Here is a 20557-nt window from a genome sequence, read left to right on the forward strand (position 1 = left end):
TCATATGAGTCAAAATCCAACAAAACACACAAAAGTGTTAATAATAGGATCTGGTCCTGCCGGATACACTGCAGCAGTATATGCAGCACGTGCAATGTTAAATCCAATTTTAGTTTATGGTGTTCAACCTGGTGGGCAATTAACAACAACTACTGATGTTGAAAATTTTCCAGGTTTTGCAGATGTAATTCAAGGTCCTTGGTTAATGGATCAGATGAAAGATCAGGCTAAAGCTGTTGGAACAGAAATGATTGAAGATCATATCTCATCAGTAAATTTAAAATCTCAACCATTTGAAGCTGTTGGTGATAGTGGTCAAAAATATACGGCTGATAGCATAATTATTTCTACTGGCGCTCAGGCAAGATGGTTAAATTTAAAATCAGAACAAGAATTTAGAGGCTTTGGAGTTTCAGCTTGTGCTACTTGTGATGGTTTTTTCTTTAAAGATAAAGAAGTTGCAGTTGTCGGTGGTGGTAATGCTGCTGTTGAAGAAGCAATGTTTCTTACAAAATTTGCATCAAAAGTTAAATTAATTCATAGAAGAGATGAACTAAGAGCTGAAAAGATGCTTCAAAAAAAATTAATGGAAAATAAAAAAATTGAAATTATTTGGGATAGTGCTGTTGATGAAGTTATCGGAGATGATGATCCTAAAAATGTTAAAGCAATTAAAGTTAAGAATTTAAAAACTAACGATATTCAAGAAATGAAGGTTGATGGGTTATTTATTGCAATTGGTCATGATCCAGCAACAGCCTTATTTAAAGAACAATTAAATATGGATAAAGAGGGTTATTTATTAACTAAACCAGATTCTACAGAAACTAATGTCCCTGGAGTTTATGCTGCTGGAGATGTTAAAGACAAAACTTTTAGACAAGCTGTAACAGCTGCAGGGATGGGCTGTATGGCTGCGCTTGAAGCTGAAAAATTTTTATCTCACTGATAAGAACCATTAAAACTTAATACAAACTAAAGGAAAACAAAATGACTGATAAAGTACTACTAACTGGAATAAGTGGCTGGATAGCGAAACATATAGCAATTGAATTATTAAATTCTGGATATGAAGTTTTGGGAACTGTTAGAAGTCAAAATTCATTAGAGAAAACTAAAAAAACTATAAGCGAATATGTTTCAACAGATAAATTATCATTTGTTGAATTGGATCTTTTAAAAGATGAAGGTTGGAATGAGGCTGCTAAAGACTGTAAATATATTATACATACTGCTTCTCCTTATCCCATGAAAAGTTCAAGAAATAGAGAAGCTTTAGTTCCAGCTGCTAGAGGGGGAACTTTAAGAGTTTTAAATGCGGGTATAGAGGCTAACGTTGAAAAGATAGTTCTAACATCATCAATAGCCGCAATGTTTAAAAGACCAAATAGAACCAACCCTTACAATGTCGGAGAAAATGATTGGTCAGATACTGAATGGAATGGTTCTAACGATTATATTATATCTAAAACTAAAGCTGAGAAAGTTGCCTGGGAATTAATGGAAAGCAAAGGATTGAAAGATAAATTAACTGTAATTAATCCAGGTGGTGTTAATGGTGATGCATTAGATGATAAAGAAAATACATCGACTAAATATGTTCAACTTTTCCTTAAAGGAAAATATCCAATGGCGCCAAATTTTGGAATATTAATTTCTGATGTAAAAGATGTAGCAAAAGCACATGTACTTTCATTAAAAAATTCTAAAGTAAATGGCAGACGTTTGTTGATTGGTTCAGAAGTTAAAAAAATGCTTGAGATTTCTAAAATTATGCAAGAAGCATTTCCACAATACGCAAAAAAACTACCAAAAAAAGAAATGCCAAACTTTATGCTAAAGCTAATTAGTTACTTGGACTCATCTGCAAAACTTATGGTACCTGAATTAGGAATTCTAATGCAGACAGATACTTCATATTCTGAAGATTTATTGGGTATGAAATTTAAACCTGCAAAAGATAGTATTGTAGATGCTGGAAATTCTGTAATTAGACTTGGTTTAGTTTAGACTTTTACAAAAAGTAGATATTTTCTCTAAAGCTTTTTTAAGGTTTTCCATTGAAGTAGCATAAGAAATTCTAAAGAAACCTTCTAAGCCAAATGCAGAACCTTGAACAACTGCTATGCCACTGTTCTCTAATAAAGATTGAACAAAATCAGTGTCAGTTTTCAATTCATTTCCATTTGAATCTTTTTTGCCCATTAAACCTTTGCAACTTGGAAAAACATAAAATGCACCGTCTGGATTTAAGCATTCAATTCCACCAATTTCATTTAATGCTTTAACAACAAAGTCTCTTCTCTCTTGAAAAGAAGTTGCTCTTTCTTTTATAAAATCTTGAGTTCCAACTAATGCTTCAACTGCAGCTGCTTGGCTAATTGAAGATGGGTTAGTTGTTGATTGTGATTGAATTTTAGCAATTGCTTTAATGATATCTTTTGGACCAGCTGCATATCCTATTCTCCAACCAGTCATTGAATAAGCTTTACTTACACCATTCATGGTAAGCACTCTCTCTTTTAAACTATCAATTTGAGCAATAGTAAAAAATTTAAAACCCTCATAAGTAACGTGCTCATAAATATCATCACTTAAAATATGAACATGAGAATGTTTTTCTAAAATTTTTGCAATCTCTCGAATATTTTCCTCCGTATAACAAGCGCCAGTTGGATTTGAAGGTGAGTTTAGTATAATCCACTTAGTTTTTGGAGTTATAGACTTTTCTAATTCAGCTGGATTAATTTTAAACCCTTGTTTTTCATTACACTCTAAAATGATTGGAGTTCCACCTGCTAATAAAACCATATCAGGATAAGAAACCCAATAAGGTGCTGGAACAATAACCTCATCTCCTTCATTGAGAGTTGCCATCATTGCGTTGTAGATTACGTGTTTTCCACCTGCCCCAACTGTTACTTGGTCAGTTGTGTATTCTAGATTATTTTCTTTTTTGAATTTTTCTACTATTGCTTTTTTTAAAGCTGGGGTTCCGTCAACTGCAGTATATTTAGTGTCTCCATCATTAATTGCTTTAATTGCAGCTTGTTTGATATTCTCCGGAGTATCAAAGTCTGGTTCTCCTGCTCCAAGGCCTATTACATCTTTGCCAGCAGCCTTTAATTCTCTCGCTTTTTGAGTTACAGCAATCGTTGGTGATGGTTTAATTTTTTTTAAACTGTCTGATATTATGCTCATTGAAATATAATTTTAATCTACTAGTTTTATAAATAATGCAGAACACTTATCAAGATTTAATTACAGCTGTGCAGAATAAAAATCCTGCGATAAGCCCTAAACTTGAGGGTGGTAAAAAGTTTCAGATGAAAACTGACTTCAAACCTGCTGGTGACCAACCTGAGGCTATAAAACAATTGGTTAATGGTGCAAATAAAGACCAGTTAAGTCAGGTTTTACTAGGTGTAACTGGATCTGGAAAAACTTTTACAATGGCGAAAGTTATTGAAAAGACTAACAGACCAGCGCTAATTCTTGCACCTAATAAAACTCTAGCAGCTCAACTATATGGAGAAATGAAATCTTTTTTTCCAGATAACGCTGTTGAATATTTTGTATCTTATTATGATTATTACACACCAGAAGCATATGTTCCACGATCAGATACTTATATTGAAAAAGAAGCTTCAATTAATGAACAAATCGATCGAATGCGTCACTCAGCAACAAGATCATTACTAGAGAGAGATGATGTAATTATTGTATCAAGTGTTTCTTGTATCTATGGATTAGGTTCTGTTGAGGCTTATAGTAAGATGACTTTAAGTTTAAAGACTAATTATGATTACAATAGAGAAGAATTAATAAAATCTTTAGTAGCACTTCAATATAAAAGAAATGATCAAAATTTTTATCGAGGAACTTTTAGAGCTAGAGGAGAATATCTTGAAATTTTTCCTTCTCACCTAGAAGATCGTGCTTGGAGATTAAGTTTATTTGGAGACAAATTAGAAAAAATAGAAGAGTTTGATCCTTTAACAGGAGATTTGGTTAGTGAACTTGATGTAATTAAAGTTTATGCTAACAGTCACTACATCACACCCAAACCAACTATTGAACAAGCAATAATTAAAATTAAAAGAGAACTAGAGGCAACTTTAAAAAAATTTAAAGAACAAAATAAATTACTTGAAGCACAAAGATTAGAAGAAAGAACTAAATTTGATCTAGAAATGATTGAAGCAACTGGATCTTGTGCTGGAATTGAAAACTATTCAAGATTTTTATCTGGAAGAAAACCTGGAGAGCCCCCTCCTACATTATTTGAATATTTTCCAGACAATACTCTAATTTTTGTTGATGAATGTCACGTAACTGTTCCTCAATTAAATGGAATGTATAAAGGTGACAGATCAAGAAAAAGTAATCTTGCGGAGTATGGCTTTAGATTACCTTCTTGCATGGATAACCGACCGCTTAAATTTGAAGAATGGGATGCAATGAGAACTCAAACAGTTTTTGTATCAGCTACCCCAGGGCCATGGGAATTAAAACAAACAAAAAATAAATTTGTCGAACAAATAATTAGACCAACAGGATTAATTGATCCACCTGTTGAAATAAGACCTGCAAAAAACCAGGTTGATGACTTAATGCATGAGTGCGTGAAAGTAATTAACAATAACTTTAGAGTATTAGTCACTACTTTAACTAAAAAGATGGCTGAAGATTTAACTGAGTATCTTCACGAAAATGGTATCAAAGTTAGATACATGCACTCTGATATCGATACCCTAGAGCGTATTGAAATCATGAGAGATCTAAGGCTTGGAGTATTTGATGTATTAGTTGGAATTAATTTACTAAGAGAAGGACTTGATATTCCAGAGTGTGCATTAGTTGGAATTTTAGATGCAGATAAAGAAGGCTTTCTAAGATCTGAGACTTCTTTGGTTCAAACTATTGGAAGAGCTGCAAGAAATCTAGAAGGTAAAGTTATTCTTTATGCGGATAAGGAAACAAAAAGTATCAAAAATGCAATTAAAGAAACAGATAGACGTAGGACTATTCAAGTAGCTTACAACAAAAAACACAAGATTAGTGCAACAAGTATAAAAAAAGAAATTGGAGATGTGCTTGAAAGCGTTTATGAGAAAGATTATGTAAAAGTTGGAACTGATGAAAATATTGGTGGCAATCTTAAGAAACACCTAAAAGCCCTGAATAAAAGAATGAAAGAGTCAGCAACTAACCTTGAGTTTGAGGAAGCTGCAAAAATTAGGGACGAAATAAGAAAACTTGAGGCATCTGAGCTAGAAATTACTTTAAATCCAAAAGTAAAAAAATATAGTTCAAATAATAAAATGTATCCAAAAGGTAGATCAACTATGGGTCTTCCAGGAACAAGAGCGCAAAAAGGTAAAAAAAAGTGGAAGCAAATAAAATAATTATAACAGGAGCAGCAACTAGAATGGGTGCTGCGATTGCTAAAAAGCTATCAGGCCCAAATGTGGAAATTGTTATTCATTATAACAAATCAAAATTAAATGCTGAGAAGTTACAAAAAGAACTTAAGAAAAATAAAACAAAAGTTTGGTTGGTTAAAGGAGATCTATCCAAAGAAAATGATTTAAAAAAAATTATTAAGTTTGCAAAATCAAAATTAAAATACTTTGATTGTTTAATTAATAACGCTTCATTGTTTGAAAATGATAATTTAAAAAATTTTACATCTAAAAGTTGGGATAATCATTTAAATGTGAACTTAAAAGCCCCTGCTTTCCTAACAAAAGAATTTGCAAAAAATATAAAAGGTAAAAACAATAATATTATAAACATTATTGACCAAAGAGTTTTTAAACTAACTCCATTTTTTACTTCATACACATTAAGTAAAACTGGACTTTACACATTAACAAAAACTAGCGCTATGAGTTTGGCCCCCAACATAAGAGTAAACGGTATAGCACCTGGGCCAACAATAAAGAATAAACGACAAACAGATAAGCACTTTAAAAAACAATATTTAGCTACACCTTTAAAACAACAGGTGGATGTTAGAGAAATATGCAATGCTGTTGACTTTTTTATTAAAAACAGTTCTATTACAGGTCAAGTATTAGCTATTGATAGTGGACAAAATTTAAACTGGCAAACACCAGATGTAATTGGAAAAGAATGAAAAAAAGTAATTTTAAAGTTGTAAAAATAGATAAAAATAAAAGTTTATTTAACTACGAAAAAAAAATTCTTATTAAAGAATTAACCTTAGATCTAAAACTTGGTTATTATGAATTTGAAAAAGAAAAACCTCAAAAAGTAAAATTTAGCCTTGAAATTGATTATGAAGATAAAAAACCTACAAGCGATAAGGACATCAAATCTATTGTAAACTATGGACAAGTAGTCAAATTGATTAAAAAACTTACAAAAAATAAGCATTATAATTTTTTAGAAACTCTAGCAGAAGATGTTTTTGATATTCTATTTAAAGATAAACGTATTGGTAAAATAATGCTGCAAATTGAAAAATTAGAGATTTTAAAAGAATGTACGTCAGTTGGTATTCAAATTACCAAAAAAAGAAGTCATGAAAAGCTCTGAACTTGGAAAAGAAGTAATAAAAAAAGAGCTTCCATTAATTCCTAAAAGTCCTGGTGTTTATAGAATGCTCAATCATAAAGATGATATTCTTTATGTGGGTAAAGCTAAAAACCTACCTAATAGATTGAAAAGTTATGTGGCGGAGAAAAACCACATAATAAGAACAGAGAGAATGTTGTCTCAAACCTTTAAGTTAGAGATTACAACTACTGCTAATGAGAGTGAAGCCTTACTTTTAGAGGCTAACTTAATCAAAAAACATAAACCAAAGTTTAATATTTTACTTAAAGATGACAAATCATTTCCATTCATATTTATTGGTGAAAAAGAACAATGGCCAAGGGTCACTAAGCATAGAGGTAAAAAAGAAAAAGAAGGGTTTTACTTTGGACCTTTTGCATCTGCAGGCACTGCTAACTGGACTATTAAGATGCTTCAAAAAATATTCCAATTAAGAGTTTGCGATGATGGAACTTTTAAGAATAGAAAAAGACCTTGTATACTTTATCAAATAAAAAGGTGCTCAGGTCCATGTGTAGGCTACATAAATAAAAATGATTATAAAAGTTCTGTTGATCAAGCAATTCAATTTGTCTCTGGCAAATCTAGAGATATTCAAAAAAATCTCTCTAAAGAAATGGAAGCTGCGAGTGATCAACTTGATTTTGAAAGAGCTTCAATTTTTAGAGATAGAATAAAATCTCTTAACATCATTCAATCTTCTCAGAGAATTAATGAAGCAAACCTAGTTGATGCCGATGTTATTGCTGGATACAAAGAATCTGGGAAAGCTTGTATTCAAGTTTTTTTTTATAGGTCAAAACAAAACTGGGGAAACCAAGCTTACTTTCCAAAACATGATCCTGATCAAGATGTCTCGGAAATTATGTCATCTTTTTTAATGCAATTTTACGAAAATAAAACTGTTCCAAAATTAGTTCTAATTAATAGCGATATTAAAGATAAAAAGTTAATAGAAGAAACTTTGAGTAAAAAAGAGGGAAATACTATTTCTATCAACACTACTAAAAAAGGAACTAAAGCAAAAGTTGTGGCAATGGCTGAAAAAAATGCAAAAGAATCTCTGAATAGAAAACTTTACGAAACAAATAATAATAAAAATTTATTTGAGGGTGTTGCCAAAAAATTTGATCTAAAAAATGTTATCAATTTAGTTGAGGTTTACGATAATAGTCATATCTCAGGAACCAACAGTGTTGGGGCAATGGTTACATTTGGTAATGAAGGTTTTGTTAAAAAGAGATATCGAAAATTTGATATAAAAACAAAAGGTGCTGAGCAAGATGATTTTGCTATGCTTAAAGAAGTTTTATCTAGAAGGTTTAAAAGAGCAATTTTAGAGAAAGGAAATTATTTAACATTGCCAGATTTAATATTAATTGATGGTGGTAAAGGTCAATATTCTTCAGCTAAAGATGTGCTAGATGAGTTGGGCCTTCATGATCTTCCAATGATAGCTATTGCAAAAGGTAAAATGCGAAATAGTGGAGATGAAACTTTCTTCTATAATGGTAAAAGCTATAAATTTGAGAAAAATGATCCAACTTTATTCTTTATGCAAAGACTTAGGGACGAAGCACATAGATTTGCAATTACCTCTCATAGAGCCAAAAGAGCCAAAGGATTATCAAAATCTTTGCTAGATCAAATAGATGGTATCGGTGCTATTAGAAAAAGGGCCTTATTGAACCATTTTGGTTCTGCTAGATCTGTTGAGTCTGCTAGTTTTGATGAGATAAAGTCTGTAGAAGGTGTTGAGGAAAAAGTTGCAAAAAAGATATATAACTTTTTTCACGAATAATTATGCTTAGAAAAATTCCAAATATTCTAACAATCGGACGAATAATTATAGTCCCATTTTTTGTTTTAGCCTTTTATCTTCCCGGCTTTTATGGAGATTTAACTGCACTAATATTATTTATTGTGGCCTCGTTTACTGATTTTTTAGATGGAATGTTGGCTAGGATGCTTGGTGAGGAGTCTAAGTTGGGCGAATTGTTAGATCCAATAGCGGATAAAATAATAGTAGCCACTGCACTTATCTTACTGGTAATGGATGGAACTATTAGACACTATGAAGTTATTGCAGCAATTATAATACTAACTCGAGAGATTTTAATTTCAGGATTAAGAGAATTTTTAGCCAAGGGAAGAATTAAACTTCCGGTATCAAATCTTGCAAAGTTAAAAACTGTTTTACAAATGGTTTCCATAGCTCTTTTGTTATCAGGTGAAACAGGAAATAAAATTATTAATTTCCAAGACTATAACGCTCAAACAATTGGAATTATTCTTCTTTGGTTGTCAGCATTTTTAACTTTATTTACAGGCTATGATTATATGCGCAAAGGTATTGATCACGCAATGTCTGAAGATAATAAAGATTAAGCTGCTTTTTTCTTTCTTACTAAAGCTTGATAGCTTTCATTCAAATCAATTATAGTTCCACAAACTTTAAATTGATTTTCAGCAATACATGATACAGGTGTAACTTCTGCAGCAGTTCCAGTTAAAAAACATCCATCAAAACTAGAAAGTTCAGATGGATTAATCTTTCTTTCATGAACTTTAATATTTTTAGACTTAGCAATTTCAATAACAGTTCTTCTTGTTATTCCATCTAAAAAAGAGTCTGGTATTGGAGTGTGAATTTCTCCATTTTTATCTTTGAAAAAAATATTTGCTCCAGTTGCTTCAGCAATATTTCCCTCATGGTCAAGCATTAGAGAGTCGGTAAAGCCTTGTTTTTCAGCTTCATGTTTTGATAAAGTACAAATCATATAAAGACCTGAAGCTTTTGTATCCCAGGGTATTGTATTAGGGGCTGGTCTTCTCCAATTGGAAATATTTAATCTAATTCCTTCCACTTTAAGTTTAGGATCAAAATAAGATCCCCACTCCCAAGTTGCTATAGCTACATGAATTTTTGTTTGTTGTGCGGAAATTGCCATCATTTCACTGCCTCTCCAAATAGTGGGCCTTACATATCCATTTTCAACATTTTGGACTGAAATAATTTTATTACTTGCGTCGTTTATTTCTTTCTCAGTATATGGAATTGTCATTCCCATTCTTTTAGCTGAATAAAAAAGTCTTGCTGTGTGTTCTTCTAATTTAAATATTGAGCCCTCATAAACACGCTCACCCTCAAAAACACAGCTAGCATAATGAAGCCCATGGTTAAGGACGTGTATCTTGGCATCAGCCCAGTCTATAAGCTCATTATTATACCAAATTTTTCCAGATCTTTTATCGTAGGGTATCATGTATGAAATTTATTAAATTATAACTGAAAAATATCTTTGTATCTGTAATATGTCAATATAACTTACCTATAATGAAAGAACTTTTATATTTAAAAGATGAGCAGCTGAAAGAATTAATTGAAAAGTTATTTGTCAGTTATAGAGAGACGTTCTCTGATGCAAAAAAAGTATTAGATCGGCATTCTATTGGTTTAGCTCATCATAAGGTTATACATTTGATATCTATGTATGAAGGCATCTCTATTTCAGAACTTTTAAAACGATTAAAAATAACTAAACAAAGCTTAAATAGAGTTCTCAAAGATTTAATCAAACTTGAGATTATAATATTTAAAAAAGATGATCAAGATACAAGAGTTAAACATGTCTTTTTAAATGAAAATGGAAAAAAAATATTTAATGAAATATTTAATCTACAAAAAAAAAGGATCTATAATGCATTACTTAACTCTGGCTCAGAAGAGGTAATTAATTTTGATAACGTGTTAACCAAGATTATAAATGGATAAATTTATTGCACATATTCTAGTTGTTGATGATGATGATGGCATTAGATCTTTAGTAAAAAAATATTTAAATGAAAATAACTTTTTAGTTACAACTGCCAATAATGCAGAAAATGCTTCGGAAAAGATTAAAGTTATAAAATTTGATTTGATAATTTTAGATATCATGATGCCTGGAAAAAGCGGTTTAGAATTTATTCAAGATCATAAAAATAAATTAGATACCCCTATAATACTTTTAACAGCTAAAGGTGAAGCTTCTGAGCGTATTCAAGGACTAGAAGTTGGTGCTGATGATTATCTACCTAAACCATTTGAACCAAAAGAACTTATTTTAAGAATAAGGAATATTTTAAATAAAACCATAAAAACTGATCAAAAAAGAGTTATAGAATTTTCAAATTTAAAAATTGATTTAAATAAACTTTTAATTATTAAAAATGATAAAGAATTTAAAATCAACAATACAGAAAAAATTATTTTAGAGAAAATGATCAATAGTCCTGGCCAAACATTTTCAAGAGAAAATATAGGTCAATTAATTGATCTAGACAAAGAAAGATCAATTGATGTAATTATAACTAGATTAAGAAAAAAGATTGAAATTGATCCTAAAAATCCTAAATTTTTACAAACAATAAGAGGAGCTGGGTATGTTCTTTGGATTGAGTAATTTTCTAAAAAAAATATTACCTAAAAGATTATTTTATAGGGCCCTTCTAATTGTTGCAGTACCAATCATAGTAATACAATTAGTTATAACTATTGTTTTTTTTGATAGTCTTTGGATCAAAACTAACAAAGGAATGACGAGAGCTTTGGTAAGTGAAATTAGTACATTTATAGAAGTTTATGACAATGAGAAAATAGACAAAAATGAATTAACCAATACTTTTTCTTTATTTTTAGACTTAAATATAGAATTTTTAGAAAATAAAAAATTTGAAATAGAATATAATGAGAGATGGTTTAGTCCGATAGACAGAACTCTAAGAAGAGAATTAAAATCTAATTTTGAATTTAAAAAATATTGGTTTGATACCACAACCTACAAAGAATTAATTGATTTAAGAATACAATATCAAAATGGATATTTTAAATTCTTAATACCAAAAGATAGAGTTACGAGTTCATCGGCAAGAATATTTGCTCTTTGGATTACGGTCCCAGCAATTATTATGGTGATTATTTCACTAATTTTCTTAAAAAACCAAACAAGGCCAATCACTAACCTGGCACGAGCCGCTGAAAGATTTGGTAAAGGTGAAGAGATTGAGGAATTTAAACCTTCTGGAGCAATGGAGATACGACAAGCAGGGCATGAGTTTGATAAAATGAGAAAAAGGATATTGAGACATCTTAATCAAAGAACTGAAATGTTGTCAGGGATTAGTCATGACTTGAGAACTCCATTAACAAGAATGAAACTACAAATAGCTTTTATAAATGACAAAGACTTAGGTAAAAAATTAACCGAAGATATCAATGAAATGGAAAAAATGCTTAATGAATATCTTCAATTTACTAGTTCATCATATTCAGAAACTGATGAGATGTTTGACCTTTCAGAATTAATAGATCAAATTATAAGAAAATATAACAGTCAAAATATTTCACAAGATTTAGCTTCAAGGATTTACTTAAATGGAAGAAAAAACTTAATCAATCGATGTCTAAATAATATAATCGATAATGCCTTAAAATATGCAAATAAAGTTGAAATTAAACTAACTAAAAAAAATACAAACTTATTTATAACAGTTGATGATGATGGTCCTGGTATAAATATTAATGAACATGAAAATGTTTTTAAGCCTTTCTATAAAATTGACAAAGGTAGGGCTGACTCAAAATCAAGTGTTGGCCTTGGACTATCAATTGCCTCAGATATAATTAGATCACATGGAGGAAATATAAATCTTGAAAAATCTAAGATGAATGGATTACGAGTTAAGATCTTTTTGCCTATCTAGTTTTTTTTCTTTTTTTTACTTTTACTTTTACTTTTGATTTATTTAATTTATTTTCTAAGATTTCAACTCTCTTAGATAATACATCAAATTCATCTTTGCTTGTAATCTTCATTTTAAAAACAATTTCGTCTCTTTTAGATTTTAAAATATTCAAAATTTCTGAACTAATGTCTTTTGATGAAATTAGACCTTGCTCAAAAAGTTTTCCAAGCTTGTCAATTATAAATTTAGAATTTTTCATATATAAGATATACTTTATAAGTATTATTTAAAATGTTCATCAATAATTTTGACCCAGTTGCTTTCCAGATCATGTCATTTGAAATCAGATGGTATTCATTGGCATACATTGCTGGAATTATAATTGGTTGGTTATTATGTAAAAAATTATTTATTAAAAATTCAAATATAAATGAAAAATTTGATGACTATATAACTTATCTGATTATTGGAATAATTATTGGTGGCAGATTAGGATATATAACGTTTTATAATTTAAATTATTATATCAATAATTTTTTAGATATTTTTAAAGTTTGGGAAGGTGGAATGTCTTTCCACGGAGGTTTAATGGGCGTCATTATTGCCAGCATATTATTTGCTAAGAAAAATAATCAAGATTCATTTTTGTATATGGACTTAGTATCATTGGTAGCGCCAATTGGAATATTTTTTGGGAGAATAGCTAACTTTATAAATTCAGAACTTTATGGAATTCCAACAGAAGTTCCTTGGTCTGTAACATTTATTCAAATAGATAGTTTAACAAGACATCCATCACAACTTTATGAAGCAATTTTAGAGGGACTAATTTTGTTTATAATCTTACTTTACTTTAGAAAAAAAAATTTTTTAGAAAAACCAGGTTTGATCTCAGGTTTATTTTTAATTTTTTATTCTATTTTTCGATTTTTTATTGAATTTTTTAGAGTACCAGATGAACAATTAGGTTACTTAATTTTAGATTTATCCATGGGGCAGATTATAAGTTTAATATTTATTTTATTTGGAATAATTCTATTTTATTTTAAAAATGAAAATAAGATCAACTAATATACCTTTAGATAAATTTATCGAATTAGCACTATACGATAAAGACACTGGCTATTACATGAAAAAAAACCCTTTTGGAAAAGAAGGTGATTTTATTACTGCTCCAAATATTACAAGACTTTTTTCAGAAATAATTGCTATTTGGGTAATAACTTTTTGGAAAAGTATTGGCTCACCTAAAAAATTTAATTTATTAGAATTAGGTGCTGGTAATGGTGAGATGATGAAGGTGATTAATAACACTTTAAAAAATTTTCCAGAGTGTTTTGATACTTGTAACTTTATCATCCATGAAAAAAGTGAATTATTAATAAATCAACAAAAAAGAAATTTAAAATCTGAAAAAATATCATGGGTAAAAGATATTGATAAGATCAATTCAGACCCAACCTTATATTTAGCAAATGAATTTTTTGATGCTATTCCGATTAAGCAATTTTTTAAGAAAAAAAATAATTGGTTTGAAAGATTCGTAAACTTGAAAAATCCAAAAAAAGCTAGTTTTGATGAACAAAAAATTAATATTAAAATCATTGAACAAAGGTTAAATTTTGAAATATCTAAAAATCAAAATATTATTGAGTATTCGCCAGAGGCATTTAAGTACTTAAGAATTATTTGTGATAAAATCCAAAAAAATAATGGTGGAATATTAATAATTGATTACGGATATTTAAATTACAAAATGCGTGAAACCTTACAAGCTGTTAATAATCATAAATATTCAAATGTTTTAGAAAATATTGGTCACTCAGATATAACCTATAATATAAACTTTAATTTATTTGAAAAATTCACTAGCCAATATCATAATCTGAATACACTTATTACTAATCAAAAAAAATTTTTAACTAGCATGGGAATACTTCAAAGAGCAGAGATTGTAAGTGAAAATATTCCTTTTTCTAAAAAAACTGACTTATTCTACAGAATAAGACGTCTAATAGATGAAAAACAAATGGGAGAATTATTTAAAGTGATGCTTATAAAAGATAAAAAAAATAAATTCAAAACAGGATTTCAAGTTGATTAAATCTAAAAAACTAACAAAAATAAAAGTGTTAAAACACGGCTTCTTTAACAGCGTTGGTGGCAAATCAACTAAAATTTATAAAAGTCTAAATTGTGGTCCTGGCTCAAGAGATAAGAGTTTAAATGTTGAAAAAAATCTGGAAATTGTAAGAAAAAAAATTAGTAAAAAAGCGAAAAATATTTTTTTAATCCATCAAATACATAGTAATAAATTTATTTATGTTAATGAAAATTATAACAAGAAAATAAAACCCAAAGCTGATGCCATAATAACTAATCAAAGATGTTTACCCATTGCTGTTTTGACTGCTGATTGTGCTCCAATACTAATTTATGATAACAAGACAAATATGATTGCTGCTATCCATGCTGGCTGGAAAGGTGCCTTTAAGGGTATTATAGATAAGGTAATTAATTTCATGGTAAAAAAAGGTTGTAAATTAAAAAATATGACCGCTGTAATTGGTCCATCAATTTCAGTGAAAAATTATGAAGTTAGGGAAGATTTTAGACAAAAATTTATTAAAAAAGATAAAAACAATAATAAATTTTTTAAAATTAATAAACAAAAACTATATTTTGATTTAACTAAGTATATCCGTTCTTCTCTTCAAGCTAATAACATCAAAAGTATAGACAGTATAAAAATTGATACTTTTGATATTAAAAATAAATTTTTTAGTGCAAGAAGAGCTTTAAAATTAAAACATAATGATTATGGTAGAAATATTTCAATAATTATGCTTAATTAGGTTTTTAATGAAATTATTATCCGGAAATAGCAATAAACCTCTTAGTAAAAATATTGCAAAATATTTAAGATCTAAATTGGTGAATTCGAGTATCAGAAATTTTTCTGATGGTGAAATTTACGTTGAGATTAATGAAAATATTAGGGGAAACAGTATTTTCATAATTCAATCAGTTTCGTCTCCTGCTAATGACAATCTAATGGAACTTTTACTTTGTATTGATGCGTTAAAGCGATCTTCTGCTAAAAACATCACAGCCGTTATTCCTTATTTTGGATATGCAAGACAGGATAGAAAAGTTGTTCCAAGAACTTCGATCTCAGCCAAACTTGTTTCTAATTTAATTACAAAAGCTGGAGCAGATAGAGTTGTAACTGTTGATTTACATGCTGGTCAAATACAAGGATTTTTTGATATTCCAGTTGATAACTTGTTTGCGACTCCAATTTTTGCACGACACGCAAAAAAGAAAATTAAAAGTAAAAATGTTATTTGTGTAGCTCCTGATGTAGGGGGAACTGAAAGAGCAAGAGCATTAGGCAAACTTTTAAATGTGGGGCTTGCGATAGTTGACAAAAGAAGACCAAAACCTGGTCAATCTCAGGTAATGAATGTAATTGGTGATGTTAAAGGAAAAACATGTGTGATTGTTGATGATATTATTGACTCAGGAGGAACAATTGTTAATGCAGCCAAAGCACTAAAAGACAGGGGTGCAAAGGATGTTTATGTGTATATTACTCATGGAGTGCTAAGTGGTGATGCAGTAAAAAAAATTAATAATTCTGTAATAAAGAATTTAGTAATCACAGATACAATTGACAACAATGACAAAATTAAAGGTGTTAAAAACATTGAGGTTCTGCCTATTTCAGGCTTAATGGGAGAGGCAATTAAAAGAATATCAAACTCAACATCTGTTTCAGATTTATTTAAATAAATTCCTTGAGTTATTAAGGAACTTGAGCTAAAAACCCTTGTTTTTATGAATACTTTAGACGCAAACATTAGAAATACAAAAACTAAGGGTGAATTAAGCGCTGTTAGAAATGGTGGTGGGGTACCAGCCATAATTTATGGTGGTGAGGCTCAAAATGAGAAAGTAGCCATTTCAAAAAAATTACTTAAAGCTTTAATTGATAAAGAAAATTTTTTATCAAGTATTGTTACTTTAAATGTTGATGGAAAACCTCAAAACGTTCTTCCTAGAGAGATTAAATATCACATTATTACTGATGAACCAATTCATGTTGATTTTTTAAGAGTAGTCCCAGGTGTTAAAATTAGAATTGAAGTTCCTGTTCAGTTCATTAATCATGAAAAGTCGCCAGGATTAAAAAGAGGTGGTGTATTAAACATCGTAAGAAGAAAAGTAGAATTAAGATGTCCTAGTGAAAAAATTCCTGAAAATCTTGTAATAGATCTTGATGGAGTTGATATTGGTGAAAGTTTTAAAATATCATCAATTAACTTAGAAACGGATGTTACTCCAACAATTAGAGGAAGAGACTTTGTAATAGCAACACTAGCGGCACCAACTGTAATGAAAGAGCCTGAGAAGCCAGCTGAGGCTGAGGCTGCTGAAGGTGAAGATGCGGCTGCAGGAACAGATGCAGCAGCTGAAGGTGATAAACCAGCAGCTGAAGGTGATAAAAAAGAGGGTGATGATAAGAAACCTGCAGAAGAAAAAAAATAATAAACCCAAGTTAAAATTTACTATCCTTTAAAAATTATATGCTTTTATTTGTAGGCTTAGGTAATCCCACACCAGACAGTGAAAAAAATAGACACAATGTTGGATTTAAGATTATAGACTCTATCAATAAAAAATTTAGCCTCTCTAAACAAAAACCAAAATTTAAAGGATTATTAACAACTGGTAATGTTGGTGATCAAAAAGTTTATGCAATTAAGCCTCTAACTTTTATGAATAACTCAGGAATTTGCATTAGAGAACTTATTGAATATTTTAAAATAGATGCTGAAGATGTAATTGTTTTTCATGATGATTTAGATGTTGAGTTTGGAAAGATTAAAGCCAAATTTGGTGGATCCAGTGCAGGACATAATGGAATTGCATCAATTGATAAATTTATTGGTAAAGATTATTCAAGAGTAAGAATAGGTATTGGAAAACCAAAAGAAAAAATGGAAGTTGGTGATTTTGTTCTTCAAAATTTTAATGAAGATGAAATGCTTGGAATAGAAAAAATTTCTAATAATATTAATGAGTCTATTTCAATACTTGTAGAAAAAAAATTAGATTTATTTTCTAGCACTGTAAATAATAAATAATGAGTTTTAAATGTGGAATTGTTGGTTTGCCCAATGTTGGTAAATCTACTTTATTTAATGCTTTAACCAACTCAAGTAAAGCTCAAGCTGCCAATTTCCCTTTCTGCACAATTGATCCTAATGTCGGTGTTGTGCCTGTGCCAGATGAAAGGTTGGAAAATTTATCCAGAGTCTCAAAGTCAAAGAAAATAATAAACACAACTATTTCATTTGTTGATATTGCTGGTCTTGTTAAGGGTGCTTCTAAAGGAGAAGGATTGGGAAATAAATTTCTTTCACACATTAGAGAAGTTGATGCAATCATTCATATGATTAGATGTTTTGATTCTGATGACATCCAAAATGTTAATCCAACAGTAGATCCTATTAGAGATCTTGAAATAATTGAAACTGAGATGATGTTGGCAGATTTAGAGTCTATTCAAAAAAGATTAGAAAAAAGTAATAAAAAAAATGTTGATGAAGAGCAATTAAAGATATTAGAAGTTGCATTAGATTGTATAAATAATGATAAAGACATATCAATTTTGAAATCTCAATTTGAAAGTAAATTGTTAAATCAAAGTGGCCTACTATCTATTAAACCAAAAATATTTGTGTGCAATGTTGATGAACAAAGTGTTCAGGAAGGCAATGAATATACAAAAAAGTTTATAGAAAAATTTGGTGAAGAAAATACTTTGATTGTATCAGCAGATATAGAAAATCAGATAAATGAATTGGAATCCACTGAAAGAATAAATTATATGGAAATGATTGGTTTAAAAGAAACCGGATTAAGTATGCTGATACAAAAAGGATATAAAATTTTAGAACTGGATACCTATTTTACCTCCGGACTAGAAGAAACCAGAGCTTGGACAATTCAGAAAAATTGTACCGCACCAAAAGCAGCTGGTGAAATTCATACAGACTTTGAAAAAGGTTTTATTCGAGCCGAAACAGTTTCATACGAAGATTTTGTAGCAAATGATGGTTGGGTAAATTCTAAGACAAATGGAAAAATGAGACTAGAAGGTAAAGATTATATTGTAAAAGATGGGGATGTATTAAACTTCAGATTCAACACGTGACCAGATTTTTTTCATACTGAAATAAACCAAAATAGTTAGAATAATCAAATATACAATCGCTTTAAATCCCATTTGATGTCTAGACTCTAAATGTGGTTCAGCTGCCCACATTAAAAACGTAGTAACATCTTTTGACATTTGTTCAACAGTCGCTTCTGTTCCATCACCATACTCTACAATACCCTCTGAAAGTGGAGCTGACATTTTAATTTTGTTTCCATACATATATTTATTATAATGAACACCTTCATCTAAAACCATTCCACTAGGCGCGTCCTCATAACCTTGTAATAAAGAATAAATATAATCTACCCCACCACTTCTCGCTTTAACTAGAACTGACATATCAGGTGGATATGCGCCACCGTTAGCAGCCTCAGCAGCTTTAACATTTTCATATGGTTTCACAAATTTATCTGATAATTTTGCAGGTCTTGTAAACATTTCTCCATCTGCATTGGGACCATCAGTTACTTCAAAAGATGCCGCAATTGCTTTAACTTCTGCTTCTGAAAATTCTGGACCACCTTTTTCACCTAGATTTCTATAACTTAGATACTTCATTGAATGACATGAAGAACATACTTCTGTGTAAACTTGGTAACCTCTTTGTAACGAACCCCTTTCAAATTTACCAAATAGACCTTTAAAGCTCCAATCTGTTTTTAAAAGTTTAGCTGTTTCAGCAGAATTAGCTTGAATAGCTGAAAAACAAATAAAAGTTATAAATGAAATTATTTTAATAAAATTTTTCACTTTATTTTTCAAAGCTTTCATTATTTTTGGCAGTTGCTAAATTAGGTGAGCCTCCAAGTACAGGTTCTGTAATACTTAAAGGAACTGGTAAAGTTTTTTCCTTAAACCCTAAGACTGGAAGAACTACTAAAAAATGAAGAAAATAATATCCTGTAGCAACTCTTGCAATTAACAGGTAAAGTCCTTCAGCCGGCATAGCTCCAACGTAACCTAGAATTAAAACGTCTGCTACAAGTATCCAGTAAAACTGTTTGTACAAAGGTCTAAATACTGCAGATCTAATTTTTGATGTATCAAGCCATGGCAACGCTGCTAAAATTAAAATTGCTGAAAGCATTGCAACCACGCCAAGCAATTTGTCAGGTATTGATCTTAAAATAGCATAAAAAGGTAATAGATACCACTCAGGTACAATATGAGCTGGAGTTACCATTGGATTGGCCTCTATGTAATTGTCTGCATGACCAAGAATATTTGGTGAATAAAAAACAAAAAACGCAAAGACAATTGTAAACATTAGCAATGCAAAACCATCCTTAATTACAATATAAGGATGAAATGGAACAGTATCTTTTGAAGGTTTTTTAATATCGATTCCAACTGGATTATTATTACCCGGAACATGCAATGCCCAGATATGCAAAACAACCAATCCTAAAATTAAAAAAGGTATCAAGTAATGTAATGTAAAAAATCTAGTTAACGTTGGATTGTCAACAGAATATCCACCCCATAACCAATTCACAATACCCTCACCTACTAATGGTATTGCACTAAATAAATTTGTTATTACTGTTGCTCCCCAAAAACTCATTTGCCCCCAAGGTAATACGTAGCCCATAAATGCTGCTGCCATCATCAACAAGTAAATTATTATTCCAATAATCCAAATGATCTCTCTTGGAGACTTATATGATCCATAAAATAAAGATCTAAAGATATGTATATAGACTGCTAAAAAAAACATTGAAGCACCATTTGCATGAATGTATCTAATTAGCCAACCATAATTAACATCTCTCATTATATGCTCAACACTTTCAAAAGCCATATCCGCATGAGCGATGTAGTGCATAGCTAAGGTTAAACCAGTAACAATTTGAGTTATTAAGCAGAAAGTTAAAATCCCACCGAAAGTCCACCAATAATTTAAGTTTTTTGGAGTTGGATAGTCTGTTAAATGATTTGCAAGAGTAAGTAATGGCAATCTATCATTAAACCATTTTCCAACTTTTGATGTGGGTGTATATTCGTGTTCACTCATAT

Annotated in this window: 22 protein-coding genes; 17 read left to right on the plus strand and 5 right to left on the minus strand. The window is 30.2% G+C overall.

Annotation, left to right across the window (positions count from 1 at the left end; translation table 11 throughout):
• Positions 1-4 precede the first annotated feature (4 nt).
• Positions 5-949: a thioredoxin-disulfide reductase gene (trxB, locus tag ACIJYI_RS05585; RefSeq protein WP_435113515.1), complete on the plus strand. Its 945-nt coding sequence runs from the start codon at positions 5-7 to the stop codon at positions 947-949.
• Between the two features lie 41 nt (positions 950-990).
• Positions 991-2010 carry an NAD-dependent epimerase/dehydratase family protein gene (locus ACIJYI_RS05590; protein ID WP_435113518.1) on the plus strand — a complete coding sequence of 340 codons (1020 nt, stop codon included), beginning with the start codon at positions 991-993 and terminating at the stop codon, positions 2008-2010.
• Here ACIJYI_RS05590 and ACIJYI_RS05595 read toward each other — a convergent pair.
• Positions 2002-3201, minus strand: coding sequence for a pyridoxal phosphate-dependent aminotransferase (locus ACIJYI_RS05595; RefSeq protein ID WP_435113519.1), 1200 nt, complete (start codon positions 3199-3201; stop codon positions 2002-2004). The genes ACIJYI_RS05590 and ACIJYI_RS05595 overlap by 9 nt on opposite strands.
• 35 nt (positions 3202-3236) lie before the next feature.
• Here ACIJYI_RS05595 and uvrB point away from each other — a divergent pair, with 35 nt between their 5' ends.
• Genes uvrB through pgsA form a run of 5 tightly spaced genes read left to right on the plus strand, consistent with a single transcriptional unit; the run spans position 3237 to position 8973 of the window.
• Complete coding sequence (uvrB, locus tag ACIJYI_RS05600; RefSeq protein WP_435113522.1) at positions 3237-5408, plus strand: excinuclease ABC subunit UvrB; 2172 nt, start codon at positions 3237-3239, stop codon at positions 5406-5408.
• A complete protein-coding gene (locus tag ACIJYI_RS05605; RefSeq protein ID WP_435113524.1) occupies positions 5390-6142 on the plus strand; it encodes an SDR family oxidoreductase in 753 nt (250 codons plus the stop codon). Before uvrB ends, ACIJYI_RS05605 begins: the two co-directional genes overlap by 19 nt.
• A complete protein-coding gene (locus ACIJYI_RS05610) occupies positions 6139-6564 on the plus strand; it encodes a dihydroneopterin aldolase (protein ID WP_435087903.1) in 426 nt (141 codons plus the stop codon). Before ACIJYI_RS05605 ends, ACIJYI_RS05610 begins: the two co-directional genes overlap by 4 nt.
• Positions 6551-8386 (plus strand): excinuclease ABC subunit UvrC, encoded by a 1836-nt coding sequence (uvrC, locus tag ACIJYI_RS05615; RefSeq protein ID WP_435113526.1) that lies wholly within the window; start codon positions 6551-6553, stop codon positions 8384-8386. Before ACIJYI_RS05610 ends, uvrC begins: the two co-directional genes overlap by 14 nt.
• A gap of 2 nt (positions 8387-8388) precedes the next feature.
• Positions 8389-8973 (plus strand): CDP-diacylglycerol--glycerol-3-phosphate 3-phosphatidyltransferase, encoded by a 585-nt coding sequence (pgsA, locus tag ACIJYI_RS05620; protein ID WP_435113528.1) that lies wholly within the window; start codon positions 8389-8391, stop codon positions 8971-8973.
• Here pgsA and ACIJYI_RS05625 read toward each other — a convergent pair.
• Positions 8970-9851: a branched-chain amino acid aminotransferase gene (locus ACIJYI_RS05625; protein WP_435113530.1), complete on the minus strand. Its 882-nt coding sequence runs from the start codon at positions 9849-9851 to the stop codon at positions 8970-8972. The two genes, pgsA and ACIJYI_RS05625, sit on opposite strands and share 4 nt — an antisense overlap.
• Before the next feature lie 71 nt (positions 9852-9922).
• Between ACIJYI_RS05625 and ACIJYI_RS05630 the strand changes: the two genes are divergently transcribed.
• The 3 genes from ACIJYI_RS05630 to ACIJYI_RS05640 are packed head-to-tail and all read left to right on the plus strand — an operon-like array spanning position 9923 to position 12330.
• Positions 9923-10360 (plus strand): MarR family winged helix-turn-helix transcriptional regulator, encoded by a 438-nt coding sequence (locus tag ACIJYI_RS05630; RefSeq protein ID WP_435113532.1) that lies wholly within the window; start codon positions 9923-9925, stop codon positions 10358-10360.
• On the plus strand, positions 10353-11030 hold the full coding sequence (locus ACIJYI_RS05635; RefSeq protein WP_435113534.1) for a response regulator: 678 nt from the start codon (positions 10353-10355) through the stop codon (positions 11028-11030). The genes ACIJYI_RS05630 and ACIJYI_RS05635 overlap by 8 nt, the downstream gene beginning before the upstream one ends.
• Positions 11011-12330, plus strand: a complete 1320-nt coding sequence (locus ACIJYI_RS05640; RefSeq protein WP_435113536.1) for an ATP-binding protein — start codon at positions 11011-11013, stop codon at positions 12328-12330. Before ACIJYI_RS05635 ends, ACIJYI_RS05640 begins: the two co-directional genes overlap by 20 nt.
• Here ACIJYI_RS05640 and ACIJYI_RS05645 read toward each other — a convergent pair.
• Positions 12323-12571: a hypothetical protein gene (locus tag ACIJYI_RS05645; RefSeq protein ID WP_435113538.1), complete on the minus strand. Its 249-nt coding sequence runs from the start codon at positions 12569-12571 to the stop codon at positions 12323-12325. The two genes, ACIJYI_RS05640 and ACIJYI_RS05645, sit on opposite strands and share 8 nt — an antisense overlap.
• Positions 12572-12603: 32 nt before the next feature.
• Here ACIJYI_RS05645 and lgt point away from each other — a divergent pair, with 32 nt between their 5' ends.
• Genes lgt through ychF form a run of 7 tightly spaced genes read left to right on the plus strand, consistent with a single transcriptional unit; the run spans position 12604 to position 18535 of the window.
• The gene (gene lgt, locus ACIJYI_RS05650; RefSeq protein WP_435113540.1) at positions 12604-13383 is read left to right on the plus strand and encodes a prolipoprotein diacylglyceryl transferase; all 780 of its coding nucleotides are present in this window, start codon (positions 12604-12606) and stop codon (positions 13381-13383) included.
• Positions 13364-14416 (plus strand): SAM-dependent methyltransferase, encoded by a 1053-nt coding sequence (locus ACIJYI_RS05655; protein WP_435113542.1) that lies wholly within the window; start codon positions 13364-13366, stop codon positions 14414-14416. The genes lgt and ACIJYI_RS05655 overlap by 20 nt, the downstream gene beginning before the upstream one ends.
• Complete coding sequence (pgeF, locus tag ACIJYI_RS05660; RefSeq protein WP_435113544.1) at positions 14409-15167, plus strand: peptidoglycan editing factor PgeF; 759 nt, start codon at positions 14409-14411, stop codon at positions 15165-15167. Before ACIJYI_RS05655 ends, pgeF begins: the two co-directional genes overlap by 8 nt.
• Positions 15168-15174: 7 nt before the next feature.
• On the plus strand, positions 15175-16107 hold the full coding sequence (locus ACIJYI_RS05665; RefSeq protein WP_435113546.1) for a ribose-phosphate pyrophosphokinase: 933 nt from the start codon (positions 15175-15177) through the stop codon (positions 16105-16107).
• A gap of 45 nt (positions 16108-16152) precedes the next feature.
• The gene (locus tag ACIJYI_RS05670) at positions 16153-16863 is read left to right on the plus strand and encodes a 50S ribosomal protein L25/general stress protein Ctc (protein ID WP_435113548.1); all 711 of its coding nucleotides are present in this window, start codon (positions 16153-16155) and stop codon (positions 16861-16863) included.
• A gap of 38 nt (positions 16864-16901) precedes the next feature.
• Complete coding sequence (gene pth / locus ACIJYI_RS05675; RefSeq protein ID WP_435113550.1) at positions 16902-17462, plus strand: aminoacyl-tRNA hydrolase; 561 nt, start codon at positions 16902-16904, stop codon at positions 17460-17462.
• Positions 17462-18535, plus strand: a complete 1074-nt coding sequence (gene ychF / locus ACIJYI_RS05680) for a redox-regulated ATPase YchF (protein WP_435113552.1) — start codon at positions 17462-17464, stop codon at positions 18533-18535. Before pth ends, ychF begins: the two co-directional genes overlap by 1 nt.
• Here the strand turns inward: ychF and ACIJYI_RS05685 are convergent.
• Together ACIJYI_RS05685 and ACIJYI_RS05690 are read right to left on the minus strand one after the other, a co-directional pair.
• On the minus strand, positions 18512-19312 hold the full coding sequence (locus ACIJYI_RS05685) for a cytochrome c1 (RefSeq protein WP_435113554.1): 801 nt from the start codon (positions 19310-19312) through the stop codon (positions 18512-18514). The genes ychF and ACIJYI_RS05685 overlap by 24 nt on opposite strands.
• Positions 19293-20555, minus strand: a complete 1263-nt coding sequence (locus tag ACIJYI_RS05690) for a cytochrome b (protein WP_435113556.1) — start codon at positions 20553-20555, stop codon at positions 19293-19295. Before ACIJYI_RS05690 ends, ACIJYI_RS05685 begins: the two co-directional genes overlap by 20 nt.
• Positions 20556-20557: the final 2 nt, after the last annotated feature.

This window comes from Candidatus Pelagibacter bacterium nBUS_36 (assembly GCF_051201215.1).
Taxonomy (GTDB): Bacteria; Pseudomonadota; Alphaproteobacteria; order Pelagibacterales; family Pelagibacteraceae; genus Pelagibacter.

Coding starts and splice junctions, on each gene's coding strand:
- uvrC (WP_435113526.1), top strand. CDS start 6,551: ATGAAAAGCTCTGAACTTGGAAAAGAAGTAATAAAAAAAGAGCTTCCA.
- ACIJYI_RS05610 (WP_435087903.1), top strand. CDS start 6,139: ATGAAAAAAAGTAATTTTAAAGTTGTAAAAATAGATAAAAATAAAAGT.
- ACIJYI_RS05690 (WP_435113556.1), bottom strand. CDS start 20,555: ATGAGTGAACACGAATATACACCCACATCAAAAGTTGGAAAATGGTTT.
- trxB (WP_435113515.1), top strand. CDS start 5: ATGAGTCAAAATCCAACAAAACACACAAAAGTGTTAATAATAGGATCT.
- ACIJYI_RS05670 (WP_435113548.1), top strand. CDS start 16,153: ATGAATACTTTAGACGCAAACATTAGAAATACAAAAACTAAGGGTGAA.
- ACIJYI_RS05640 (WP_435113536.1), top strand. CDS start 11,011: ATGTTCTTTGGATTGAGTAATTTTCTAAAAAAAATATTACCTAAAAGA.
- ACIJYI_RS05645 (WP_435113538.1), bottom strand. CDS start 12,571: ATGAAAAATTCTAAATTTATAATTGACAAGCTTGGAAAACTTTTTGAG.
- ACIJYI_RS05685 (WP_435113554.1), bottom strand. CDS start 19,312: ATGAAAGCTTTGAAAAATAAAGTGAAAAATTTTATTAAAATAATTTCA.
- ychF (WP_435113552.1), top strand. CDS start 17,462: ATGAGTTTTAAATGTGGAATTGTTGGTTTGCCCAATGTTGGTAAATCT.
- pgsA (WP_435113528.1), top strand. CDS start 8,389: ATGCTTAGAAAAATTCCAAATATTCTAACAATCGGACGAATAATTATA.
- ACIJYI_RS05595 (WP_435113519.1), bottom strand. CDS start 3,201: ATGAGCATAATATCAGACAGTTTAAAAAAAATTAAACCATCACCAACG.
- ACIJYI_RS05655 (WP_435113542.1), top strand. CDS start 13,364: ATGAAAATAAGATCAACTAATATACCTTTAGATAAATTTATCGAATTA.
- ACIJYI_RS05635 (WP_435113534.1), top strand. CDS start 10,353: ATGGATAAATTTATTGCACATATTCTAGTTGTTGATGATGATGATGGC.
- ACIJYI_RS05665 (WP_435113546.1), top strand. CDS start 15,175: ATGAAATTATTATCCGGAAATAGCAATAAACCTCTTAGTAAAAATATT.
- uvrB (WP_435113522.1), top strand. CDS start 3,237: ATGCAGAACACTTATCAAGATTTAATTACAGCTGTGCAGAATAAAAAT.
- ACIJYI_RS05630 (WP_435113532.1), top strand. CDS start 9,923: ATGAAAGAACTTTTATATTTAAAAGATGAGCAGCTGAAAGAATTAATT.
- ACIJYI_RS05625 (WP_435113530.1), bottom strand. CDS start 9,851: ATGATACCCTACGATAAAAGATCTGGAAAAATTTGGTATAATAATGAG.
- ACIJYI_RS05590 (WP_435113518.1), top strand. CDS start 991: ATGACTGATAAAGTACTACTAACTGGAATAAGTGGCTGGATAGCGAAA.
- pth (WP_435113550.1), top strand. CDS start 16,902: ATGCTTTTATTTGTAGGCTTAGGTAATCCCACACCAGACAGTGAAAAA.
- lgt (WP_435113540.1), top strand. CDS start 12,604: ATGTTCATCAATAATTTTGACCCAGTTGCTTTCCAGATCATGTCATTT.